This window comes from Azotobacter vinelandii CA (assembly GCF_000380335.1).
Taxonomy (GTDB): Bacteria; Pseudomonadota; Gammaproteobacteria; order Pseudomonadales; family Pseudomonadaceae; genus Azotobacter; species Azotobacter vinelandii.
The window spans coordinates 485,249-508,333 of sequence record NC_021149.1 but is presented as its reverse complement, the minus strand read 5'-3'; the positions used below and the strand labels follow the sequence as shown (position 1 = coordinate 508,333).

General features: G+C 68.3%; 18 protein-coding genes. 9 read left to right on the top strand and 9 right to left on the bottom strand.

Annotated features, from left to right (window positions below; all coding sequences use genetic code 11):
- Positions 1-52 precede the first annotated feature (52 nt).
- Both AVCA_RS02440 and AVCA_RS02435 read left to right on the top strand, forming a co-directional pair.
- The gene (locus AVCA_RS02440; protein WP_012699210.1) at positions 53-1,192 is read left to right on the top strand and encodes a GNAT family N-acetyltransferase; all 1,140 of its coding nucleotides are present in this window, start codon (positions 53-55) and stop codon (positions 1,190-1,192) included.
- Entirely contained in the window at positions 1,177-1,962 is a 786-nt protein-coding gene (locus AVCA_RS02435; RefSeq protein ID WP_012699209.1) for a ChbG/HpnK family deacetylase, read from the top strand. Before AVCA_RS02440 ends, AVCA_RS02435 begins: the two co-directional genes overlap by 16 nt.
- Before the next feature lie 252 nt (positions 1,963-2,214).
- Here the strand turns inward: AVCA_RS02435 and AVCA_RS02430 are convergent, their stop codons facing one another.
- The 6 genes from AVCA_RS02430 to AVCA_RS02405 all read right to left on the bottom strand — a co-directional run bounded on the left by AVCA_RS02430 (position 2,215) and on the right by AVCA_RS02405 (position 9,279).
- A complete protein-coding gene (locus AVCA_RS02430; RefSeq protein ID WP_012699208.1) occupies positions 2,215-2,610 on the bottom strand; it encodes a DUF6491 family protein in 396 nt (131 codons plus the stop codon).
- A gap of 215 nt (positions 2,611-2,825) precedes the next feature.
- Positions 2,826-3,764, bottom strand: coding sequence for a 2-hydroxyacid dehydrogenase (locus tag AVCA_RS02425; protein WP_012699207.1), 939 nt, complete (start codon positions 3,762-3,764; stop codon positions 2,826-2,828).
- Positions 3,765-3,794: 30 nt separating this feature from the next.
- Positions 3,795-5,348, bottom strand: coding sequence for a galactarate dehydratase (garD, locus tag AVCA_RS02420; protein ID WP_012699206.1), 1,554 nt, complete (start codon positions 5,346-5,348; stop codon positions 3,795-3,797).
- 21 nt (positions 5,349-5,369) lie between these two features.
- Positions 5,370-6,761, bottom strand: a complete 1,392-nt coding sequence (locus tag AVCA_RS02415; RefSeq protein WP_012699205.1) for an MFS transporter — start codon at positions 6,759-6,761, stop codon at positions 5,370-5,372.
- Between the two features lie 232 nt (positions 6,762-6,993).
- Positions 6,994-7,905, bottom strand: a complete 912-nt coding sequence (kdgD, locus tag AVCA_RS02410) for a 5-dehydro-4-deoxyglucarate dehydratase (protein WP_012699203.1) — start codon at positions 7,903-7,905, stop codon at positions 6,994-6,996.
- A gap of 615 nt (positions 7,906-8,520) precedes the next feature.
- Positions 8,521-9,279, bottom strand: a complete 759-nt coding sequence (locus AVCA_RS02405) for a FadR/GntR family transcriptional regulator (protein ID WP_012699200.1) — start codon at positions 9,277-9,279, stop codon at positions 8,521-8,523.
- Positions 9,280-9,596: 317 nt separating this feature from the next.
- Here AVCA_RS02405 and AVCA_RS02400 point away from each other — a divergent pair, with 317 nt between their 5' ends.
- On the top strand, positions 9,597-11,174 hold the full coding sequence (locus AVCA_RS02400; protein WP_012699199.1) for an aldehyde dehydrogenase (NADP(+)): 1,578 nt from the start codon (positions 9,597-9,599) through the stop codon (positions 11,172-11,174).
- A 468-nt stretch (positions 11,175-11,642) separates the two neighbouring features.
- On the top strand, positions 11,643-12,941 hold the full coding sequence (locus tag AVCA_RS02390) for an OprD family porin (RefSeq protein WP_041806879.1): 1,299 nt from the start codon (positions 11,643-11,645) through the stop codon (positions 12,939-12,941).
- Between the two features lie 21 nt (positions 12,942-12,962).
- On the opposite strand, the gene AVCA_RS02385 is transcribed toward AVCA_RS02390, so the two are convergent.
- Positions 12,963-13,355 carry an RNA-binding S4 domain-containing protein gene (locus AVCA_RS02385; RefSeq protein ID WP_012699197.1) on the bottom strand — a complete coding sequence of 131 codons (393 nt, stop codon included), beginning with the start codon at positions 13,353-13,355 and terminating at the stop codon, positions 12,963-12,965.
- A gap of 92 nt (positions 13,356-13,447) precedes the next feature.
- Between AVCA_RS02385 and rimB the strand changes: the two genes are divergently transcribed.
- The gene (rimB, locus tag AVCA_RS02380; protein ID WP_041806877.1) at positions 13,448-13,918 is read left to right on the top strand and encodes a retropepsin-like aspartic endopeptidase RimB; all 471 of its coding nucleotides are present in this window, start codon (positions 13,448-13,450) and stop codon (positions 13,916-13,918) included.
- On the top strand, positions 13,915-14,820 hold the full coding sequence (gene rimK, locus AVCA_RS02375) for a 30S ribosomal protein S6--L-glutamate ligase (protein ID WP_012699195.1): 906 nt from the start codon (positions 13,915-13,917) through the stop codon (positions 14,818-14,820). The genes rimB and rimK overlap by 4 nt, the downstream gene beginning before the upstream one ends.
- A 42-nt stretch (positions 14,821-14,862) precedes the next feature.
- On the opposite strand, the gene AVCA_RS02370 is transcribed toward rimK, so the two are convergent.
- Together AVCA_RS02370 and ompR are read right to left on the bottom strand one after the other, a co-directional pair.
- Positions 14,863-16,176 (bottom strand): ATP-binding protein, encoded by a 1,314-nt coding sequence (locus AVCA_RS02370; protein WP_012699194.1) that lies wholly within the window; start codon positions 16,174-16,176, stop codon positions 14,863-14,865.
- 97 nt (positions 16,177-16,273) lie between these two features.
- Positions 16,274-17,014 (bottom strand): osmolarity response regulator transcription factor OmpR, encoded by a 741-nt coding sequence (gene ompR / locus AVCA_RS02365; protein WP_012699193.1) that lies wholly within the window; start codon positions 17,012-17,014, stop codon positions 16,274-16,276.
- 386 nt (positions 17,015-17,400) lie between these two features.
- Here ompR and AVCA_RS02360 point away from each other — a divergent pair, with 386 nt between their 5' ends.
- Genes AVCA_RS02360 through bcsA form a run of 3 tightly spaced genes read left to right on the top strand, consistent with a single transcriptional unit; the run spans position 17,401 to position 23,082 of the window.
- On the top strand, positions 17,401-17,904 hold the full coding sequence (locus AVCA_RS02360) for a hypothetical protein (RefSeq protein ID WP_236616335.1): 504 nt from the start codon (positions 17,401-17,403) through the stop codon (positions 17,902-17,904).
- Positions 17,895-18,686 (top strand): cellulose biosynthesis protein BcsQ, encoded by a 792-nt coding sequence (bcsQ, locus tag AVCA_RS02355; protein WP_012699191.1) that lies wholly within the window; start codon positions 17,895-17,897, stop codon positions 18,684-18,686. Before AVCA_RS02360 ends, bcsQ begins: the two co-directional genes overlap by 10 nt.
- Before the next feature lie 28 nt (positions 18,687-18,714).
- On the top strand, positions 18,715-23,082 hold the full coding sequence (gene bcsA / locus AVCA_RS02350) for a UDP-forming cellulose synthase catalytic subunit (protein WP_012699190.1): 4,368 nt from the start codon (positions 18,715-18,717) through the stop codon (positions 23,080-23,082).
- Positions 23,083-23,085: the final 3 nt, after the last annotated feature.

Genomic DNA, 23,085 nt, shown 5'->3' with positions numbered 1-23,085 from the left:
ACGCTGCTTTACGACATGCCGAGCGAGCTACCCATCGAGGACGGACCTCACCATGGACTATCGCTTCGAATGGACCACCAGCCTCTGCGCGCCCGACTTTCCCCACGAGGCCTACGCCAGGCTCCATGCTCTGGTGCCGCAGGCCACCCCGTTCAACCGGCTCGGCTGGCTGCGGGCCGCTGAGCGCGCCCTCGAAGCGGAACAGCGCCTGCACGTGCTGCTGGCCTGGGAAGGCCGCGAACTGCGCCTGTGCCTGCCGCTGGTGCGTAGCCGCGAGCGCCGCCTCGGCCTGCGCTGGACGATCCTGCGCCATCTCGGCTATCCGCTCGGCGACCGCATCGCCCTGCTCTGCCAACTCGACGAAAACGGCCGGCGCCGGGCGCGCGAGGCCATCCACCGGCATCTGCCGCATGCCCTCCTGCAACTGCACGAACTGGCCGCGGATGGCGAGCAGCAAACCCTGCTCGAAGGCTGGGCCGTGGCCAGTTCGAGCCACGAAAAGCGCACGAGCTGCCGGGTGCCGGTGCACGCGATCGGCGAGGACGACCGGCGCGAACCGTCCGGCGACCTGCGCTACAAGTTGCGCCGGGCGCGCAAGCGCGCGGCCGCCTGCGACGCTCGGATACGCCGGCTGAGCCCGGACGGCGCGAGCATCGGCGCCGCACTGGAGACCATCGCCGCGGTCGAGCGGGCCAGTTGGAAGGGCGCGCAGGGCGTCGGCATCTTCTCCGGCGAACGGCGCCGGCAATGGATGCGCGAGGCCTTCGGCGAACTCGCCGCGGACGGCCTGGTGCGCATCGTCCTGCTCGAACACGGCGGCCGCTGCATCAGCTACCGCCTCGGGCTCCTCGAACACGGCCGGCTGTACGACTACAACCTGGCCTTCCTGCCGGACTACGCCGAACTCGGCAGCGGCCGCCTGCTGCTGGACGAATGGATCCGCTGGGGCCTGGAGGAGGGCTGGCGGTACGTCGACGCCTCGCGGGTCAGCCTGCGCGATTCCAGCCATCAACTGCACGAACGCATGACCGGCGCGGTCCTGCAACTGCGCTGGAGCCTCTACTCCCGGCGCCCCGAGGGCATCGCCCTGGGCCTCGCCTACCGCCTCTGGAGCGCCCTCAAGGCCCGGCGCCGGAGCGCCATGGTCTGCGCCTCCGCCGACACAGGAGAACGCCCATGCCCAACCGAGTGATCGTCAATGCCGACGACTTCGGCCTGAACCGCGAAGAGAACGCCGTCATCGTCCGCGCCTTCCGTTGCGGGCTGATCAGCTCGGCCACCCTGATGGCGAACATGCCGGCGTTCGCCCAGGCCTGCGCGCTGATCCACGCCGAGGGCCTGCACGGCCGGGTCGGCCTGCACGTCAACCTCACCCACGGCCGACCGCTGAGCGACGCCATCGCCAGCCTGTCCTGCTTCTGCGACGCGGCCGGCGAATTCCGCCTGCGCCTGCCGCGCCATCGCCTGTGGCTGGGCCGCGCCACGCGCGCGGCGATCGACGAGGAACTGGAAGCGCAATGGCAGCGTTGCCTGTACCACGGGGTGCGGCCCAGCCATCTGGACTCCCACCAGCACGTGCACAACATCTGGCCGGTCGGCGAACAACTGGCGCGCTTCGCCGCCGCCCGCGGCGTGCCGCTGCGCCTGGCGCGCAACCTGGGCAACAACCTCGGCCCGACCAAACGGTTGTTCAAGAGCCTGCTCAACCGGCGCCTGCGCCAGTTGGCCGGGCGCTGCGCCGAACACGTCTGCACCACGGCCGACCTGCGCGACCAGCCCCTGCCGGCGCAGGGCACGCTGGAGGTGATCGCCCACCCCTGCAACCTCGACCGGGACTTCGGCGACGCCTACCTGGCTCCCGGCGAATCCCTCGCCGCCCTGCTCGAACGCCGCCTCGGCAGCGTCCCGCGAACCGCCTACGGCATCGTGGAAAGGCCCGCGGGCAGTCCGTGCCCGCCGTGAGCGGGCGTTGGGAATCGACTGCAGCCGTGCGCTGCACCCGGCGCGCACGGTGGCGAAGTCCAACCTGCACATGAACGGCGTGCAGAAGCGAAGGTGTCCGCCCGCTCCAGGCGGCGGCGCAGTCAGCCAGATACGCCTGGTAGAGGTGACGCGCCGCGCCCTGGAGAGAGGCATCGGTCGCGGACATGGACGCTCGCCGATGCCCGCCGATTCCAAGTCGTCACAAGACGCACGCGGACCAGGGCATCGGGATCAATCCGGCCCATCCACCTTTTCCAGCGCATGGATATCACCGACCGGACAGGGCTCGAGAGCGCCGCCCGGTCCCCTGGAGAAGATACGGTCCTGCCGGGTCAGTTCGCCCAACGTGGTGCTGTAGGCCAGGGCGTTGTCGATGTCCAGATTGTTGCAGGGACGGCTGAACTCGATCAGGTAGCGCCGGCCGGGATCGTCGCGCAGGACGATGTGCCGCTTGTCCAGGTATTCCCAGTGGGAGAGGTCGTAGCGGCGGATCGACTCCACCCGTTCGCCCAGCCGGTAACCGCTCCCGGCCAGGCGCTGCTCCAGTGTCTCCCCTTCCGGTCGCGGCCGGCCGCCACAACCGGCCAGCGACACGGCGATCAGTCCCGCCAGCAGGATTCTGCCCATGGTGACGCCCCTCCTCGTCGCGCTCGTCCCGGCGTCCGATGGTGCGGGGCTCCATGGCATTTGTCGACCTTGCCACGGGCAGTCCCGCCGCGAAGAAAAAGGCGCCCCCCGTGGAGCGCCCTACCGCAATCACCAACCACCGAGGGTCGCGCGGCATCGCTGCCGCGCCTCACGGCACCGCCGCCCGGCGGCGCCATGATCGACATGGAGAGGCGTCAGACCGGGGTCAGCAGTTCTCCCTTGTCGATGAACGTCCGCAGGTTGGCGATGACCAGTTCCTCCATCTGCAGGCGGGTTTCCTCGGTGGCGCTGCCGATGTGCGGCAGCAGCACCACGTTGGGCATGTCCAGCAGCGCCGCCGGCACCCGCGGCTCGCGCTCGAAGACGTCGAGAGCCGCGGCGCCGAGCCGGCCCTCGGCCAGCGCCGCGACCAGCGCCGCCTCGTCGACCACCGAGCCGCGCGCCACGTTGACCAGCAGGCCCTTCGGTCCCAGCGCCGCGAGCACCTCGGCGTTCACCAGGTGGTGGGTCGCCGGGCCGCCCGGACAGGTCAGCACCAGGAAATCGGCCCACTGCGCCAGCTCCACCGGGGAGGCCGCGTAGCCGTAGGGACAACCGTCCAGCGGCCGGCGGTTGTGGTAGCGCACCTGCATGTCGAAGCCGCTGGAGCGCCGTGCCAGCGCCTGGCCGATGCGCCCCAGGCCGAGGATGCCCAGGCGCTTGCCGCTGACCCGCGCACCCAGCGGGAAATTGCCGACCAGCCAGTTGCCGGCGCGGACGAAACGGTCGGCCTCGGCGATCCGCCGCGCGCCGTCGATCAGCAGCCCCATGGCCAGGTCGGCGACGCAGTCGTCGAGCACGTCCGGCGTATTGCTCAGCGGGATGCCGCGCCGGCGCAGCGGCTCCAGCGGGATGGCGTCGTAACCGACGCCGAAACTGCACACGGCGCGCAGGTTGGGCAAGGCTTCGAGCATCGCTTCCGTGCAGCCGAAGCGCGCCGAAGTCACCAGCACCTCGAACTGCGCGCCCTGTCCGGCCAGGAAGGCTTGGCCATCGACATGTTTCCAGTACGGCTCGGCAGCGTACTCCTCGGCCATCCGCCGATTGAAACGCTCGCTCAGCGGGCCGACCTGCAGCACTTTCGGTCCATTCATCGAAAACTCCTCGACTGGATTGATCCGGCCTCAGGTTACCGGCGCCGGATTGAACAGCACCAGATCGTTGTGCAGGCGATGCCGCTCGGCCCAGGTCCGCGTGCGGCCGCTGGCCACGTCCAGGTAGAGCCGGAAGATCTCCCCGCCCAGTTCCTCCAGCGACAGCCGCCCCGAGGTCACCCTTCCGGCGTCCACGTCGATCAGGTCCGGCCAGCGCTCGGCCAGCTCGCTGCGGGTGGCCACCTTGATCACCGGCACCATCGCCAGGCCGTAGGGGGTGCCGCGCCCGGTGGTGAAGACGTGCAGGTTCATTCCGGCGGCCAGTTGCAGGGTGCCGCAGATGAAGTCGCTGGCCGGGGTGGCGCAGAACTGCAGGCCCTTGCCCCGGACCTTCTCGCCCGGCGGGACCACGCCGGCGATCGGGCTGGAGCCGGACTTGGCGATCGAGCCCATGGCTTTCTCGACGATGTTGTTCAACCCGCCCTTCTTGTTGCCGGGAGTGGTGTTGGCGCTGCGGTCGGCCATCCCCCGCGCCAGGTAGCGGTCGTACCAGTCCATCTCGCGGATCAGCGCGTCGGCCACCTCGGGCGTAGCCGCCCGCGGGGTGAGCAGGTGGATGCCGTCGCGCACCTCGGTGTTCTCCGAGAACATCACGGTGGCGCCGGCGCGCACCAGGAGGTCCGCGGTGACGCCCAGCGCCGGGTTGGCGGTGATCCCGGAGAAGGCGTCGCTGCCGCCGCACTGCATGCCGACCACCAGCTCGGAGGCCGGGCAGGTCTCGCGGCGCCGCGCGTCGAGCACCTCGAGGCGCGCCTCGATCAGGCCGAGGATCTGCCCGACCATCCCGGCGAAGCCGTTGCCCGACTCCTGCAGGCGGTACAGCCACTGCGGCTCGCTCATCCCGCTGGTCAGCGCGTCGCCCGGCATCAGCTGGACCGGCTGCAGCTTCTCGCAACCGAGGCCGATGACCAGCGCCTGGCCGCCGAGGTTGGGGTTGCGGGCCAGGTTGAACAGGGTGCGGATCGGGATCACCGCGTCCGGCGCGTTGATCGCCACGCCGCAGCCGTAGCTATGGCTCAGGGCGATCACGTCGTCGACGTTGGGATATTTCGGCAGCAGTTCCTTGCGCGCCCGCTCGACGCAGTGCTCGAGCACCCCGGCCACGCACTGCACGGTGGTGCTGACGCCGAGCAGGTTGCGCGTGCCGACGCTGCCGTCGGGGTTGCGGAAGCCCTCGAAGGTGAAGCCTTCCAACGGCTCCACCGGCGCGACGGCCTGGGTCGCCCGCGGCAGGCTGTCCAGCGCCGGCGGCTCGGGCATGCGCAGGTGCGCCTCGGTCACCCAACTGCCGCGGGGAATCGGCTGCAGGGCGTAGCCGATGACCTGGCCGTAGCGCACCACCTCGGCGCCTTCGGCGAGGTCCGCCAGCGCCACCTTGTGGCTCTGCGGGATGTGCTCGGCCGCCGCGAGACCGTCGGCGAAGCGGCTGCCGGCCGCCACGCCCTGGTCGTTGACCACCACGCCGACGTTGTCGTCCGCGTGCAGGCGGATGTAGCGCGGCGAGTCCTGATGTTCGATCAACATGACACTATCCTCGTACAGATTTCAGGCGGACGCCGCGCTGCCCTGGGAACCGAGTGGAGCGGCCGGGGCCTCCTCCCGGTGGGCCGAACCGCCCTGGGTCGGGCCGTCCCTGAGTTCGACGCGCTGGATGCGGCCGACGATCACCAGGTAGCTGAACACCGCCACCAGCGCGTTGGCGCCGACGTACACCAGCGCCCACTTGAAGGAGCCGGTGGCGCTGATGATGTAGCCGATGACGATCGGCGTAGTGATCGAGGCGATATTGCCGAAGGTGTTGAACAGCCCGCCCGAGAGGCCGGCGATCTGCTTCGGCGAGGTGTCCGCCACCACCGCCCAGCCCAGCGCGCCGAGGCCCTTGCCGAAGAACGCCAGGGTCATGAAGCCGACCACCATCCACTCCGCCTGGATGTAGTTGCAGAACACCATGCTGGTGGAGAGCAGCAGGCCGGTGACGATGGGCAGCTTGCGCGCCAGGGTCAGCGAGTGGCCGCGACGCAGCAGCCAATCGGAAATCACCCCGCCGAGCACGCCGCCGATGAAGCCGCAGAGCGCCGGCAGCGAGGCGATGAAGCCGGCCTTGAGGATCGACATGCCGCGCTCCTGCACCAGGTACACCGGGAACCAGGTGAGGAAGAAGTAGGTGATGCCGTTGATGCAGTACTGGCCGAGGTAGACGCCGACCAGCATGCGATTGGTCAGCAACTGGCGGATGTAGTCCCAGCGCGGCCCCTGGCTGCCCGGCTTGCGGGCGCTGTCCATATCGACCAGGCCGCCGTTCTGCTCGATGTGCTCCAGCTCGACGCGGTTGATGCGCGGGTGCTCCTTGGGGTTGTAGATGGTCTTCAGCCAGACCCCGGAGAAGACGATGCCCAGCGCGCCCATCATGACGAACACGTGCTCCCAGCCGAACTTGTGGACGATCCAGCCCATCAACGGAGCGAACAGCGCGGTGGCGAAATACTGCGCGGAGTTGAACACCGCCGAGGCCGTGCCGCGCTCGGCGGTGGGGAACCAGGCGGCGACGATGCGCGCATTGCCGGGGAACGACGGCGCCTCGGCGAAACCGACCAGAAAGCGCAGCATGAACATGGTGGTCACCGCCCAGGCCACCGGCATGCCGCCGACGAAGCCCTGCAGCAGGGTGAACAGCGACCAGGTGAAGATGCTCACCGCATAGACGCGCTTGGAGCCGAAGCGGTCGAGCAGCCAGCCACCGGGAATCTGCCCCAGCACGTAGGCCCAGCCGAAGGCGGAGAAAATGTAGCCGAGGGTCACGGCGTCGATGCCGAGGTCCTTCTGCAGGGAAGAGCCGGCGATGGAGATGGTGGCGCGGTCGGCGTAGTTGATCGTCGTCACCAGAAACAGCATGAGCAGAATCAGGTAACGCACGCGGGTTTGCTTGATGGCTTGCATGGCGTTGGCTTCCACGAATTGTTCTGTTGTTGCGTGGAGTGGCCCTGGCGGCGCAGGGCAACGGGTTCACGAGCGGCCGGTCACCCACCTCCCGCCGATACCACTGCACGGATACGTCGGGGCATGGCGATCCTGGATGGATACATGAAAGGTCCTCGGTTGCCAGGGTGTCGGGATGGCCGGTAAGACTGCCCGCCTGTGGCTCGCTCGCCGCTCCGCAGGCGGGGCGACATCACTGCGGGCCGAGCTTCCTGATCAGCGCGGCGAGACGCTCGTACTCGTCCGGCAGCAGGTCGGTCAGCGGCGCGCGCACCGGACCGGCGTCGTGGCCGATCACCCTCACCCCGGCCTTGACGATGCTCACCGCATAACCGGCGCGGCGGTTGCGGATCTCCAGCAGCGGCAGGAAGAAGTCGTCGATCAGCCGGCCCACGGTGACCTGGTCGTCGGCGGCCACCGCCTTGTAGAACTCCATCGCCGTGCGCGGGATGAAGTTGAACACCGCCGAGGAGTAGACCGGCACGCCCAGCGCCTTGTAGGCCGCGGCGTAGACCTCGGCGGTCGGCAGGCCGCCGAGGTAGGCGAAGCGCTCGCCCAGGCGGTGGCGGACCGACACCATCAGCTCGATCTCGCCAAGGCCGTCCTTGTAGCCGACCAGGTTCGGGCAACGCTCGGCCAGTTGTTCGAGCAGCGCCGGGGTCAGCCGGCAGACGTTGCGGTTGTAGACCACCACGCCGATCTTCACCGCCCTGCAGACCGCCTCGACATGCGCGGCGACGCCCTCCTGGCTGGCCTCGGTCAGGTAGTGCGGCAGCAGCAGCAGGCCCTTGGCGCCGAGCCGCTCGGCCTCCTGGGCCATGTGGATGGCCTGGCGGGTCGGGCCGCCGACGCCGGCGAGGATCGGCACGCTGCCGGCGCAGGTGTCGACCGCGGTCTTGATGATCCGCGGGTATTCGTCGAGGCCCAGCGAGAAGAACTCGCCGGTGCCGCCGGCGGCGAACAGCGCACTGGCGCCGTAGGGCGCCAGCCATTCCAGGCGGCGGGCGTAGGACTCGGCGTCGAAATCGCCGGCGGCATCGAAATCGGTGACCGGGAAGGACAGCAGCCCGGAGGAAAGGATGGACTTGAGTTCTTGTGGCGTCATGTTCGGGCACCCTGCATGGGAGGTGAAGGAGCCGGTCGGCGACCGGACTTGAAATACGTTATCGTATGACTTTGGCAAAAGCCACCCTCTTGCGAAGACTTTTCGTTCCAAACACCCTCTCATCCGAGCGCAAGGTGCTGCGCAGCATCCTCAACTAAAAACATAACTTATTGAATATAAAAAATATTATCGAATATCACGCAGCAATCGGCGACTCGACCGAGGCGTCTTCCCACCAAAAACTGTCATCGTATCTTTATCGGAAAAGTACGGCGATCGCGGCGATCGCCATGAAGCCTTGCGCACCGCCGGAGGTGCCGGTATGGCAAGAATCGCCTCGGAGACGAGCAGCCGACACGACGGGACGGGAAAGGACGGCGGACAACCGGACGGACATGCCGCACGGTCACGGGAAGGAATGAAGGAATGAAGGAATGAAGGAATGAAGGAATGAAGGAATGAAGGAATGAAGGAATGAAGGAATGAAGGAATGAAGGAATGAAGGAATGAAGGAATGAAGGAATGAAGGATGATCGCCAGGAAAGGCCGGAGTGGCCATACAGCCATGCAGGCCATGGCCCGCCCGGTGCGGGCCGCAATTCGCGGAGCGGACGGCTAGGACGTGGAGTCGGTCTGCCGGGATTCGGCTTCCTCGTGGGCCTGGCGTAGCCGCTCGCGGCTGTTGGTCAGGTGCAGGCGCATGGCGGCGCGCGCCGCGTCGGCATCCTGGCGGGCGATGGCCGCGTAGATTTCCTCGTGCTCGCGACACAACCGTGCGTGGTACTGCTGCTGGTCGGCGCGGGCGATATGCGCCGAATCCAGCCGGGTGCGCGGGATGATGCTGGTGCCGAAGTGCCCCATGATGTCGGTGAAATAGCGATTGCCGGTGGCCATGGCGATCTGCAGGTGGAACTGGAAGTCGCCGGCCACCGCGTCGCTGGCATGCCCGGCGCGATTGAAGGCGTCCAGCGCCGCGCGCATGGCGGCCAGTTGCTCGGCGCTGCGCCGGCGGGCGGCCAGGCCGGCGCACTCCACTTCGAGACTGACGCGCAGTTCGAGGATCGCCATCACATCGCGCAGGGTGACGATGGTCGCCGGGTCGATGCGAAAACCGCTGGAACTCGGCGTATCCAGCACGAAGGTGCCGATGCCGTGGCGCGTCTCGACCGTGCCGGAAGCCTGCAGGCGCGAGATGGCCTCGCGCACCACGGTGCGGCTGACCCCGTGGGCCTCCATGATTTCCGACTCGGTGGGCAGCTTCTCGCCGCACTTGATCTGCCCTTCGCGGATCTGCCGGGTCAGTTCGGCCACCAGATCCTGGGCAAGGCTGCGGCTCTTGCGGCGCGGGCGCGGTAGTGTGCTTTCGTTGCTCATTTCGATGCTCGGTTCGACTGTGTTCCGGAGATGTCATCATACGCCCAAGTCGTACGACAATAGTGTCCCGTTTTCGAAAACGGCGTCGAAGACCTGTGCTGCCGGCATGCCTGCCGCCGCTCTTCGCAGCAGGAAGCAGTCCGGCCACGCACGCCTCGCCAACGGACCACCCGGCCGATAGATGCGATAACCGATCAAGTCATATGATGACATTCAACATTCGAAGAGGTACAGTTCCTGCCGATTCCCCGGCCGGGCGCTCGCCCGGACAGTCCGTCAACAACCGCGACCCCCTTATCGCCAGAGGAGTTGAAGCAATGCGGATCGAAGGCAAGAACTACATCGCGGGAACCCGCAGCAACGCGGGCGACATCCGCGTCCACAGCGTCGACGCCAGCACCGGCGAAAAGTTATCCTATGACTTCTACCAGGCCACCCCCGCCGAGGTGAACGCCGCCGCCGAGGCCGCCGCCACCGCCTACCCGACCTACCGCGCCCTGCCCGCCGCCCGCCGCGCCGACTTCCTCGACGCCATCGCCGCCGAACTCGACGCCCTCGGCGACGACTTCGTCGCCCTGGTCGGCCGCGAGACCGCCCTGCCCGCCGCGCGCATCCAGGGCGAGCGCGGCCGCACCAGCAACCAGATGCGCCTGTTCGCCCAGCTCCTGCGCCGCGGCGACTTCCACGGCGCGCGCATCGACCGCGCCCTGCCCGAGCGTCAGCCGCTGCCGCGCGTCGACCTGCGCCAGTGCCGCATCGGCCTCGGCCCGGTCGCCGTGTTCGGCGCCTCCAACTTCCCGCTGGCCTTTTCCACCGCCGGCGGCGACACCGCCGCCGCCCTCGCCGCCGGCTGCCCGGTGGTGTTCAAGGCGCACAGCGGCCACATGGCCACCGCCGAGTGCGTCGCCGACGCCATCGTCCGCGCCGCCGGGAAGACCGGCATGCCCGCCGGGGTGTTCAACATGATCTACGGCAACGGCGTCGGCGAGGCGCTGGTCAAGCACCCGGCGATCCAGGCGGTCGGCTTCACCGGCTCGCTCAAGGGCGGCCGCGCCCTCTGCGACATGGCCGCCGCCCGCGCGCAGCCGATCCCGGTGTTCGCCGAGATGTCGAGCATCAACCCGGTGCTGCTGCTGCCCGAGGCGCTCGAGCAACGCGGCGAGCAGATCGCCAAGGAGCTGACCGCCTCGGTGACGATGGGCTGCGGGCAGTTCTGCACCAACCCCGGGCTGATCCTCGGCCTGCGCTCGGCGCAGTTCTCCGCCTTCCTGGAGGTCTTCGTCGCCGCCATGGCCGAACAGGGCCCGCAGACCATGCTCAACGCCGGCACCCTGAAGAGCTACGAGCAGGGCATCGCCGCCCTGCACGCCCACCCGAAGGTCAGGCACCTGGCCGGCCAGAAGCAGGAAGGCCGGCAGGCCCGGCCGCAACTGTTCCAGGCCGACGTCGCCCTGCTGCTGGACGGCGACGAACTGCTGCAGGAAGAGGTCTTCGGCCCGACCACCGTGGTCGTCGAGGTCGCCGACCAGGCCGAACTGGTCCGCGCCCTGCCGGCCCTGCACGGCCAGCTCACCGCCACCCTGATCGCCGAGCCGGCGGACCTGTCCGCCTTCGCGTCCCTGGTGCCGGTGCTCGAGCAGAAGGCCGGGCGCCTGTTGGTCAACGGCTACCCGACCGGGGTGGAGGTGTGCGATGCGATGGTCCACGGCGGCCCTTACCCGGCCACCTCGGACGCCCGCGGCAGCTCGGTGGGCACGCTGGCGATCGAGCGCTTCCTGCGCCCGCTGTGCTACCAGAACTACCCGGACGAACTGCTGCCGGACGCGCTGAAGAACGCCAACCCGCTGGGCATCCTGCGCCTGGTCGACGGCCAGCCGAGCCGCGAGGCGCTGTAAAGCCCCCCTCTCCCCCGGCCCCACTCCCACACCTGGGCGAGGGGAGAAGGCTACACCGCCGCCTCCCCTCTCCCCTTGGGGAGAGGGCCAGGGAGAGGGGCGACAGGCAACTCCAACCGCCCCACAACGACAACAAGAAACCGGAAGCGCCCATGACCGCCCCAGCCCACGCCCGCTCCGGCCCCTGATCCGCCGGCCCCGGCGATCAGCGCCGGACCGCCCCCTCTTCCGTCCGACGCATCCACGACCGCGGAGGGGGTCTTTCACGACTTTTTCACCGACCTTTCGCCGATGACAACAACAATGAAGAACACGACCCCAGGCTTTTCGCTGCATCCGTCCCTCCCCACCGTCCCGGCACGCAGCCTCGCGGATATCCGCCTCGCCATGGCGGTTTCCCCACGACGACGGGAAGCACCGCGCGAGATCCGTTCGGAAAACGAAACCGTGGCGCCACTCGCCCGGAGCATGGCCCTGTCCGCGCTGGCGGCAGTGCTGGCCATTCCTTCCATGGCCCAGGCGGAGTTCATCAAGGACAGCAAGGCCACGCTGAGCCTCAAGAACTTCTACATCAACCAGGACGTCCGCAACCAGGACGCGCCGCGCTCCGAGGAGTGGGGCCAGGCGTTCTTCCTCGACTACAAGTCCGGCTTCACCGAGGGTCCGGTCGGCTTCGGCCTCGACGTGCTGGCCATGCACGCCCTTCGCCTCGACGGCGGCGGCCGCTCCGGCAAGGCGGACATCGAACGCAGCCCAGGCGGCATGTTCCCGCTGGAAAGCAACGGCAAGGGCAAGACCGACTTCGGCCGCGTTGGCGTGACCGGCAAGCTGCGCTTCTCCAGGACCGAGGCGCGCCTCGGCACCTTGCTGCCGAAGATGCCGGTGCTGGTCTACAACGACGGCCGCCTGCTGCCGCAACTGTTCCATGGCGCGCAGATCACCTCCAACGAGATCAAGGACCTGACCCTGACCGCCGGCAAGATCGAGCACTCCACCGAACGCAACTCCAGCGACAGTTACGGCCTGTCGATCTCCGGCGCCAACAGCGGCAGCAAGGCCCAGTTCAGCAACGAGTTCTACTTCGCCGGCGCCGACTACAAGGCCACCAAGGATCTGCTGCTGCAGTACTACTACGGCAACCTGCGCGACTTCTACAAACAGCACTTCTTCGGCCTGGTGCACGACTGGAAGCTGCCGGTGGGTTCGCTGAAGACCGACCTGCGCTACTTCTACAGCGACTCCGACGGCAAGAACGAGAGCGCCTCCGGGCGTGCCGAGGGCTATGTCAGCAGCGGCGCCGACGGCAGCAGCGGCGAGGTCGACAACGACCTGTGGAGCGCCCTGTTCACCTACAGCCTGGCCGGTCACGCGCTGAGCGCCGGCTACCAGAAGGTCAGCGGCGACAGCGACTTCCCGAATATCTTCCAGGGCAGCGGGCGCAGCCTGTACCTGATCACCGACTCGCAACTCGGCAAGTTCGCCAGCGCTGGCGAGAACTCCTGGGTAGCCAAGTATGCCTACGACTTCGCCCAGGTCGGCGTGCCGGGCCTGAAGGCCAGCCTGGCCTATGTCAGCGGCGACGACATCGACGCCGCCGGCAGCGACAAGCGGGAATGGGAACGCAACATCCGTGTCGACTACGCGATACAGGGCGGCCCGCTCAAGGGCGTCGGCCTGTCCTGGCGCAACGCCGCGCTGCGCGGCAACGACAGTCGCGACCTGGACGAGAACCGCCTGATCGTCACCTACAGCATCCCGCTGCTCTGAGCCCGCCCGCAGGACGCGCCTTCAGCGCTCCTCGCGGAACTGGAACAGTTGCCGGCGCTGTTTCTTGGTCGGCCGGCCCGAGGTCTCCAGGCCGAGGGCGCCGGCCTTGCGCAGGGCCGCGGCTTCCTCGCGCCTGGTCCGGCTCTCGGCGGTCTCCTCGTAGAGCCGCTGGGCCTCGGGCGCGCCACGGCGCACCGCGCTGAGCGCGCGGATCACCACGGTGCGCTCGTCGAAGCCGCTGCGGATGGTCAGTTCGTCGCCGATCCTCGGCTCCTTCGAGGGCTTGCAGCGCTCGCCGCGGCAGTGCACCTTGCCGCCCTCGATGGCCTCCTTGGCCAACGCCCGGGTCTTGTAGAAACGCGCCGCCCAGAGCCACTTGTCCAGACGGATCTTTTCGTCATCTTTTTCGTTCATGCTTGTCGATCACCTCTACGCCGGCCTGAACAGGTGCGGTTGCCGGTCGTGCCGATTAGAATGCCTCACACCGACTGTGGAGCGCCGCCTTCTTGAAGACATTCGACCATCTTTCGGTGATTGGTCTGCGCGAATGGATCGACCTGCCCGACCTCGGCGTCGCCGGGCTGCGGGCGAAGATCGATACCGGCGCCAGCACCTCGACCCTGCACGCCACCGAAGTGGTGCAGTTCGAACGCGACGGGCGCCCCTGGGTGCGCTTCACCGCGCACCTCGGAACCCTGGTGCAACTGCGCCATCGCCATTGCCAGGCGCCCCTGGTGGCCGTGAAGACCATCAAGAGCTCCAACGGCCAGACCCAGACCCGCTACGTCATCCTCACCACCCTGGCGCTCGGCGACCGCACCTGGCCGGTGGAGTTCACCCTGACCTGCCGCAAGGCCATGCGCTACCGCGTGCTGCTCGGCTCGCGGGCCCTGGTCGACGGTCAACTGGTGGTCAACCCGGCGCTGACCTACGTGCAAGACAAACCCACCCTCCCCAAGCTGCTTGGTGTCCAATGAAAATCGCCGTGCTGTCGCGCAACCCGCGCCTCTACTCGACCCGTCGCCTGGTGGAGGCCGGCGAGCGGCGCGGGCATCAGATGGTCGTGATCGACACCCTGCGCGCCTACATGAACATCGCCAGCCACAAGCCGCAGATCCACTACCGCGGCCGCCCGCTGGAAGGCTTCGACGCGGTGATCCCGCGCATCGGCGCCTCGGTGACCTTCTACGGCTGCGCGGTACTGCGCCAGTTCGAGATGATGGGCGTGTTCCCGCTCAACGAATCGGTGGCGATCAGCCGCTCGCGGGACAAGCTGCGCTCGCTGCAACTGCTCTCGCGCAAGGGCATCGGCCTGCCGGTGACCGGCTTCGCCCACTCGCCGGACGACATTCCCGACCTGATCGCCATGGTCGGCGGTGCGCCGCTGGTGATCAAGCTGCTGGAAGGCACCCAGGGCATCGGCGTGGTGCTCTGCGAGACCCAGAAGGCCGCCGAATCGGTGATCGAGGCCTTCATGGGCATGGAGCAGAACATCATGGTCCAGGAGTACATCCAGGAGGCCGGCGGCGCCGACATCCGCTGCTTCGTGGTCGGCGAGAAGGTCATCGCCGCGATGAAGCGCCAGGCCAAGCCCGGCGAGTTCCGCTCCAACCTGCACCGCGGCGGCACCGCCAGCCTGATCAAGATCACCCCGGAAGAACGCATGACGGCGATCCGCGCCGCCAAGGTGATGGGCCTGAACGTCGCCGGGGTGGACATCCTGCGCTCCAATCACGGCCCGCTGGTGATGGAAGTGAACTCCTCCCCCGGCCTGGAGGGCATCGAGACCACCACCGGCAAGGACGTCGCGGGGATCATCATCGAATACCTGGAGAAGAACGCCGAGCACGGGCTGACGCGGACCCGCGGCAAGGGCTGAGCCGGAAACGGGCGACGCATGCGTCGCCCCGGCGTACGTTCCTCACACCGCGTCGCGCGGCAGCATCAGCCCCAGCGGCAGACAGACCCGCGCCTCCAGGCCGCCGCCCTGGCGGTTGCGCAGTTCGACGCTGCCGCCGTGCTGGGCGGCGATGCGCTTGACGATGGCCAGACCCAGGCCGGTGCCGGTGCCGCCGCGGGCGCGGTCGCCGCGGGTGAAGGGGTTGAAGATCTCGCCCATCTCCGCCGGGTCGATGCCGGCGCCGCGGTCGAGCACGCTGAGTACCACGTAGGGCGCGCTCTGGTCTCCGGCCACGTAGGCGGCGACCTCGACCTGCTCGCCGCCGTGGCGCAGGGCGTTCTGCACCAGGTTGCCGAGCAGCCGCTTGATCGACACCCTGCGCAGCGGGAACGGCGGGATCGGCTGTAGGGACAGGTGCACCTTGTCGCCCTTCTGATTGAACGGCGCCACCACCTCCTGCACCAGCTCGCCCAGTTCGAGCTGTTCCACCGTCTCGTCGCGACCGTCGCGGATGAAGGCGAGGAACTGGTCGAGGATGGCGTCCATGTCCTCGATGTCGCGCACCATCTCCTCGGTCAGTTCGGAGTCGTTGCCGAGCAGTTCCAGGGACAGGCGCAGGCGGGTCAGGGGCGTGCGCAGGTCGTGGGACACCCCGGCGAGCATCAGTTCGCGCTCGCGGCTGGCCTGCTCGACGTCGGCGGCCATCTGGTTGAAGGCGCGGTACAGTTCGGTCATCTCGCTCGGCGTGTCGCTGACCGGCAGGCGCACGCTGCGCCCCTGGCCGATCTGCCGGGCGGCGAACACCAGCAGCTTGAGCGGCGCGCTCAACTGGCGGACGAAGATCCAGGCCGCGGCGGTGGAGAGCAGGCCGATGCCGAGGAACCAGCCGAGCACGCTCCAGATCCGCTGGCCGCGCAGCGGATGCGGATACATGGGGATGCGCACCCAGTCCGCTCCCAGGCTGGGCGCATGTACCCAGAGCGCCAGGTTCGGCTGGGCGCGCATGCGTACCTGGGTTTCCGGTCCCAGCTCGTCCTGCATCTGGCGCTGGAAGATCTCGCTGTACGGCCAGTGGTGCTCGCCGAGCGGCACGTTTTCCGGCGCGCCCCGCACCAGGCCGGCCGCCTCGGCGATACGCGGCTGGTCGCGCTCGTCCGCGGCCCAGTAGGCGCGCAGGGTCAGCGCGGCGCCGTGGCTGTACTGGCGGTCCACCAGCACGTCCTCGTTCATCATCAGATAGACGAGGGTCAGCGCCTTGGAGAACAGCACGACCAGCAGCACCAACCAGAGGGTGCGGGCGAAGAAGCTTTGCGGGAACCAGACCGGTGTTTTCATCGATGGCAATCACAAGATCGGCGGCAGGGCGGAACGCCCTACCAGGCGGTTTTCCAGCGCTCGGACCGGTGGGGAAAGTCGGCGGCCGTCCGGCGCCCTACGACTTGGCGCCGTCCGGCACGAAGACGTAGCCGACGCCCCAGACGGTCTGGATGTAGCGCGGCTTGGACGGGTCCGGCTCGATCAGCCGGCGCAGGCGCGAGATCTGCACGTCGATGGAGCGCTCCAGCGCGTCCCATTCGCGGCCGCGGGCGAGGTTCATCAGCTTGTCGCGGGTCAGCGGCTCGCGGGCATGCTGGACCAGCGCCTTGAGCACGGCGAACTCGCCGGTGGTGAGCATCTGCACCTGGTCGCCCTTCATCAGTTCGCGGGTGGCCAGGGACAGGCGGTAGTCGCCGAAGCTGACGATCTCGTCCTCGCTGGCCGGCGCACCCGGCACCACCGGCACCTGGCGGCGCAACACGGCCTTGATCCGCGCCAGCAGCTCGCGGGGATTGAACGGCTTGGCCAGGTAATCGTCGGCGCCCTGCTCCAGCCCCTGGATACGACTGCCCTCGTCGCCCTTGGCGGTGAGCATGATGATCGACACCTGGTTGTCGCTCGCACGCAGCCGGCGACAGGCGGACATGCCGTCCTCGCCGGGCAGCATCAGGTCGAGCACCACCAGGTTGAAGAGTTCGCGACCGAGCAGGCGGTCCATCTGCTCGACGTTCTCCACGGCCCGCACGCGGTAGCCCTGCTCGCTGAGAAAGCGCTCCAGCAGGTGCCGCAGACGTGGGTCGTCGTCGACGACAAGAATCTTTTCGCCTTCCGGCGTGGCGCTGGCTGTGCTGTTCATCGGGACTCCTGACGGCGATCGGGCGCCATTATGACGCAGCCCGCAGGGCCGGGCCGCCGACCATTGTTAGCAGATTTTACCCGGCGCCGGGCATCCCGCCAGCGCAGGCTTTCCGAGGCATGGCGAATCCCGGCCGATCGTGTCGCACGGAGCGGGGACGCGGTTCGTCCTTATTGGATTGTCGTCGTATTCCCATGGATCGCCGATAACGCGACACTGGTTCGCCAGCTCCGTTCAACGGTCATCTGCTACAAAAAGTCACGCCCGCCCGAGGAGCCTCTTGGAACTATTGTTCGTGATACTAAACTAATGTAGTTTTGACACCACTCCGCAACTGCGAAAAGAATCGTCAAAAAACCGACGAAGATCGTTGCCGCGCCTTCCCGATGACCGTTCCCACCACAACCGACGCCTGTACATGCGCGGGCTTTCAGCCTCGACGCACAGGTACGAACCTGGAGTTGATCGTGCAGGACGATGTAAAACGACTGATGCAGCAGACGAACGGCTCGCCGGGCGCCTATCGGGAGTTCGCGGGCAACGCCACCGGCCAGGCATCCCCATGGGCGCTGCTGCAGGCGGTGCAGCAGGAAGGCGACGTGCCCCTGGAAGCGCCGCGCATGCCGAACGCCGCTCCCCGGCCGGCCCCGTTCCCGCTCGAAAGCGTCGCCCCTGCACCGGCCGCCGCCCGTCCCGCGCAGGCGATGGATGCCTCGCCCGCGCCGGCGGCCGCAACGCTCTTCGGCGCTCCGGAGCCCGCCCAGGCCGCGGTGGGCAACCCCTTCGGCAGGCTCTTCCGGAGCACCCCGCCGAGTGACCGGGACAGCCGCCAGGAACAATCCGAAGTCTCCCTGAAAAGTCTCCTGCGAGACATCGGCACATGCCGCTGATCTGCATCGCCTCCCCCAAGGGCGGGGTGGGCAGGACCACGCTCACCGCGGGGCTCGCCTTCGCCCTGCAACGACTCGGCCTGCCGGTCACGGTCATCGACTTCGATGTGCAGAACGCCCTGCGCCTGCATTTCGCCGTCGCCCTCGGCGACCTGCGCGGTTACGTGGCCCACGCCGAGCAATCCGACTGGCGGCGACTGGCGCTCCAGACCTCCGGCGGCATCGGGCTGCTGCCCTACGGCATGGTCGGCGAGGCGCAAAGGCTGCGCTTCGAGGCCCTCCTCGCCGAGACGCCGGGCTTCCTGGAGGAGGCCCTGCGGGGAATCCTGTCGATCCCGCGCATGGTGGTGCTGGCCGATACGCCGCCGGGCCCCTCGCCGGCGCTGAATGCCCTGAATGCCATCGCCGACGTCCGCATCGCGGTCCTGCTGGCCGACGCCGCGTCCGTTTCGCTGCTGCCGCAGATCGAGCAGGGCTTCTTCTACGTGCCGCAGGCCACCCGGAGTCCCCTGCCGGTCCTCTACATCATCAACCAGGTCGATCGCCGCCGTCGCCTGAGCGCCGACACCACGGAACTCATGCGCGCGCGGCTGCAGGGGTCGCTGCTCGGACTGGTGCACCGGGACGAAGCCCTGGCCGAGGCGCTCGCCTCGCAACAATCGATTTTCGCTTTCGACCCCAGCTCCGCGGCCGCCCACGATCTCGACACGATCGCCCGCCGGCTCGGGCGGCTGCTCGGAGACCTGGAGCCCCACGCCTCCGGCGTGCGCCGCCAGGGATGAACGGCCGATGCCACGCAGGTGACCCATCATGCCTCCCCCCTCCCGGAAAGCAGGGCTGTCGGCCTTCATTCTGATACTCGCCGCCAGTCCGGCCCTGCTGCTGTTCGTCACCGTGCCGCTCGACATTTCCACGCAGGTGGGGATGGGCGTGTGCATGATCCTGCTCATGCTGCTGCTGGGCCGGCTCCAGTCCTATACCGTCACGCTGATCCTGATCGTCGTCTCGGTCGCCGTCTCCACCCGCTACCTGTACTGGCGGACCACCCAGACACTGGTATTCGACAATAGCCTGGAGGCCTTCCTGGGCACGGGGCTCTATCTGGCCGAAGTCTACGTCTGGATGATCCTGACGCTGGGCTATTTCCAGACCGTCATGCCGCTGAAACGGGCGATCCGGCCGCTGCCGGAAGACCTCTCGCAATGGCCGACGGTCGATGTCTACATTCCGACCTACAACGAAAGCCTCGACGTCGTCCAGGACACCGTGCTGGCCGCGCAGAACATCGACTACCCGGCGGACAAGCTGCGCGTCTACCTGCTCGACGACGGCCGGCGCCCCGAGTTCGGCGCCTTCGCCGCGGCGGCGGGCGTCGGCTACATCACGAGGTCCGACAACCGGCACGCCAAGGCCGGCAACCTGAACAACGCCCTGAGCCTGACGGATGGCGAGCTGATCTGCATCTTCGACTGCGACCACGTCAGCACCCGCGCCTTCCTGCAGGCCACGGTCGGGGCGTTCCTGCAGGACGCCAGGCTGGCCCTGGTACAGACCCCGCACCACTTCCACTCCCCCGACCCCTTCGAGCGCAACCTCGCCACCGGGCGGGAGGTTCCCAACGAGGGCGAACTGTTCTACGGTCCCGTACAACAGGGCAACGACTTCTGGAACGCGGCGTTCTTCTGCGGCTCCTGCGCGGTGATCCGCCGCAGCGCCCTGGAGGAAATCGGCGGCTTCGCCGTGGAAACCGTCACCGAAGACTCCCATACCGCGCTCAAGCTGCAGCGCAGGGGCTGGAACACTGCCTTCCTGCCCGTTCCGCTGGCCGCCGACCTGGCCACCGAGCGCCTGGCCCTGCATATCGGCCAGCGGATGCGCTGGGCGCGCGGCATGACGCAGATCTTCCGCCTGGACAACCCCCTGCTGGGCCGCGGTCTGCGCCTGCCGCAGCGGCTCTGCTATCTCAACGCCTTGCTGCATTATCAGTTCGCCCTGCCGCGCATCGTCTTCCTGACGGCGCCGACCGCCTACCTGCTGCTCGGGCAGAACATCATCGCCGCCCCCGCCACCCTGATCTTCGCCTACATGCTCCCGCACATGGCCCACTCGATCATGGCCAACGCCAGGATCCAGGGCCGGCACCGCCATTCCTTCTGGGGCGAGCTGTACGAGACGGTGCTGGCCTTCCATATCCTCAAGCCGACCCTGGTCACCCTGTTTTTCCCCAAGCGCGGCAAGTTCAACGTGACCGACAAGGGCGAACTGCTCGACCGGGGCTTCTTCGATTTCGCCCTGGTCAGGCCGCACCTGCTCACTGCGGCGCTGCTGGCGACAGCCATCGCCGTGGGTCTGATCCGCTACTTCTATATCGATTGGTTTCCCATCGATGCCAAGGTGCTCGCGATGAGCATCGGCTGGGCACTGTTCAGCCTGCTCCTTTTGCTGGCCGCCTCTGCGGTGGCAATGGAAAGCCGGCAACTGCGCAGCACCACCCGGCTGACGCTGAAACTGCCGGTCGTCCTGCATTTCGACAACGGACGCAGTTGGCAGGGGGAAACCCTGGATATCTCCATGGGCGGCCTCAAGGTCGTCCCGGCGCAGACAGTGAAGAAAATGCCTCAGCCGCCGGGCCAGCTCGAATATATCGAGATCGCCTGCAATGGCCACACGGCACTGTTCCCCGCACACCTCATGGGAGCCGGCAGGCGGGAGTTGCGTCTGAGTTTCAGCCCGCTCGACATCGATCAGCGGCGCGAACTGGTACGCATCGTCATGGGCCGGGCGGATGCCTGGCTCGCCAGTACTCCGAAACGGCTGGATCGGCCCCTGCGCTCGCTCTGGAGCGTGGCGAAAAACGCCCTGACGCTGCTCAATCCCGCCAGACGGCGGAAGGAGCCGGCGCCAGCGACCGACGCCCGGACCCCGCAGGAGCGCGCCGGCCAGGCGGTACCGAACGCCTTCCTGCTGCTTCTCCTGTGCGTCCTCTGCCTCATCGCGGCAGCGCCCCTTCTGGCCGGGGAACTGGAACTCCCGCCCCCCTCGGCAACCGCGCAGCCGCCCGCGGCGGCAGGCCTGATCGAGGTCCTGCGCTTCGAGCAGTTGGGCATCGGGGACGGAACGACGCTGCGCGGAGCACGGGCCGAAGTGGACATCCCCTTTTCGATCGGTCGCCAGCAGATCGTCAGCGAAGCCCGGCTCGACCTGCACGTCCGTCACTCGGACAAGCTGCCGGCCGACGCCCGCCTGGAGGTTCTGCTCAACGGCGAGACGCTCGACGACCTGCGCCTGACCGCCGGCGAACCGCTCGACGACTTCGTCGAGATCGCCGTCAACCCCCTGTTGCTGCTGCCCCACAACAGCCTGCGCCTCCGGTTGCGTAGCGGCGAACAGCGCTGCGAGTCGCCCGAGCGCTCGCCGCTGCAGATCGCCATCGGCAAGGACTCCAGCCTCTCCCTGGAATTGCGCCGGCTGCCCCTGACGAACGATCTGGCGCTCCTGCCCGCCCCCTTCTTCGACGAGGCGCAGCCCGGCGAGCTGCGCCTGCCCACGGTCCTGGCCGGGCAGCCCGGCGCAGAAACCCTGCGCAGCGCCGCGCTGGCGGCCTCGCATTTCGGCGCGCTCGCCCGCTACCGGAGCCTGGACTTTCCGGTGACGATCGGCACGCTGCCGCTGGGCAACGCCCTGCTGTTCGCCCTCGTCGAGCAGCGCATCGACGGCCTGCAACTGCCGCCCATCGAGGGACCGACGCTGGCCATGCTGGACAACCCCCGCGATCCGCACGCCAAGCTGCTGCTGATCGCCGGGCGCACTCCGGCCGAGCAGCGCGCGGCGGCGCTCGCCCTGGTGCTCGGCGCCAGCCGTCTGAAAGGCGCCAGTATGCTGCTGGAAGAACCATCCGCGCCGCCACGGCGCGCGCCCTACGATGCGCCGCGCTGGCTGCCCGCCGAGCGGCCGGTGCGCCTCGCCGAACTGACCGACCAGCCCCTGGCGAGCCAGAGCCCCACGCCGGCGGGGGTGCACCTCAACTTCCACGCCGCTCCGGACAACTTCCTGTGGGGCGCGACGAATATCCCCATGCACCTGCGCTACCGCTTTCCCGAAGGCGACTGGCTGGATGCCTCCCGCACCCATCTGGACATCGCCCTCAACGGTCGCCACCTGGCCTCTCTGCCAATGCTGAAAGGCGGTCCGCTGGAAAGACTCAAGCACTACCTCGGCCGGCAGACCCGCCAGGAAGAGGCCAGGGTCGAGATACCCGCCTACCTGATCTACGGCGACAACCGCCTGGACTTCCATTTCAACCTGCGCACCAGGGACGACCCGGACTGCTCGCTGGAGCTGCCCGAACAGGCCCTGAGCCGGATCGACGGCGATTCCTCCATCGACCTCAGCGGCACCCGGCACTTCGCCCGGCTGCCCAACCTGTCGTTCTTCGTCGGCGCCGGCTTCCCCTTCACGCGAATGGCCGACCTTTCCGAAACGGCGGTACTGCTGCCGGGCACGCCGCGGGAAGAGGAAATCGAGGCGATGCTCGGCCTGCTCGGGCGCTTCGGCGAAGCCACCGGCTATCCGGCCCTGGGCGTCGAGGTGCTCGCCGGCCCGGCCCGGCTGTCCTCGGTCGCCGGGCGCGACCTGCTGGCGATCGGCCGGCTCGACGGCGACCTGGCCCTGGCGCCGCTGCTCGCCGGCTCGGACTTCCGCGTGGAGAAAGGACAACTGCGCATCGCCCCGTGGACGCCGCTCGAACGGGTGCGCCGCTTCGTTCTGGGCGACTGGGACAGCCAGGCGCCGGAGGCCGCGCGGCAACTCGCCGGCGACCAGCCGTTCCGCGGGCTGCTCAGCCGCCGTTCGCCCTTCGACCCGGCGCGGGCGCTGGTGCTGGTCCTGGCCCGCGAGGCGCAATGGCTGCCGCAGATCGTCGAGAGCCTGCACGCCCCCGAGGTCAGCGCGGAAATCCGCGGCGACCTCACCCATTTCGCGAGCGCCAGACAGGTGCAGAGCTTCCGCGTCGGGACGCAGTTCGCCTACGGCACCCTCCCCTGGCACATCCACGTCCGCTGGCTGTTCAGCGACCGTCCGGCGCTGCTGGCGACGCTATTGCTGGCCTCGGCGCTGCTCGTCGCGCTCGCCTTGCAACCCCTCCTGCGTGCGCGTGCGGCACGACGCCTGAGCGAATAGGAA

Coding starts and splice junctions, on each gene's coding strand:
- AVCA_RS02440 (WP_012699210.1), top strand. CDS start 53: ATGGACTATCGCTTCGAATGGACCACCAGCCTCTGCGCGCCCGACTTT.
- AVCA_RS02435 (WP_012699209.1), top strand. CDS start 1,177: ATGCCCAACCGAGTGATCGTCAATGCCGACGACTTCGGCCTGAACCGC.
- AVCA_RS02430 (WP_012699208.1), bottom strand. CDS start 2,610: ATGGGCAGAATCCTGCTGGCGGGACTGATCGCCGTGTCGCTGGCCGGT.
- AVCA_RS02425 (WP_012699207.1), bottom strand. CDS start 3,764: ATGAATGGACCGAAAGTGCTGCAGGTCGGCCCGCTGAGCGAGCGTTTC.
- garD (WP_012699206.1), bottom strand. CDS start 5,348: ATGTTGATCGAACATCAGGACTCGCCGCGCTACATCCGCCTGCACGCG.
- AVCA_RS02415 (WP_012699205.1), bottom strand. CDS start 6,761: ATGCAAGCCATCAAGCAAACCCGCGTGCGTTACCTGATTCTGCTCATG.
- kdgD (WP_012699203.1), bottom strand. CDS start 7,905: ATGACGCCACAAGAACTCAAGTCCATCCTTTCCTCCGGGCTGCTGTCC.
- AVCA_RS02405 (WP_012699200.1), bottom strand. CDS start 9,279: ATGAGCAACGAAAGCACACTACCGCGCCCGCGCCGCAAGAGCCGCAGC.
- AVCA_RS02400 (WP_012699199.1), top strand. CDS start 9,597: ATGCGGATCGAAGGCAAGAACTACATCGCGGGAACCCGCAGCAACGCG.
- AVCA_RS02390 (WP_041806879.1), top strand. CDS start 11,643: ATGGCCCTGTCCGCGCTGGCGGCAGTGCTGGCCATTCCTTCCATGGCC.
- AVCA_RS02385 (WP_012699197.1), bottom strand. CDS start 13,355: ATGAACGAAAAAGATGACGAAAAGATCCGTCTGGACAAGTGGCTCTGG.
- rimK (WP_012699195.1), top strand. CDS start 13,915: ATGAAAATCGCCGTGCTGTCGCGCAACCCGCGCCTCTACTCGACCCGT.
- AVCA_RS02370 (WP_012699194.1), bottom strand. CDS start 16,176: ATGAAAACACCGGTCTGGTTCCCGCAAAGCTTCTTCGCCCGCACCCTC.
- ompR (WP_012699193.1), bottom strand. CDS start 17,014: ATGAACAGCACAGCCAGCGCCACGCCGGAAGGCGAAAAGATTCTTGTC.
- AVCA_RS02360 (WP_236616335.1), top strand. CDS start 17,401: ATGACCGTTCCCACCACAACCGACGCCTGTACATGCGCGGGCTTTCAG.
- bcsQ (WP_012699191.1), top strand. CDS start 17,895: ATGCCGCTGATCTGCATCGCCTCCCCCAAGGGCGGGGTGGGCAGGACC.
- bcsA (WP_012699190.1), top strand. CDS start 18,715: ATGCCTCCCCCCTCCCGGAAAGCAGGGCTGTCGGCCTTCATTCTGATA.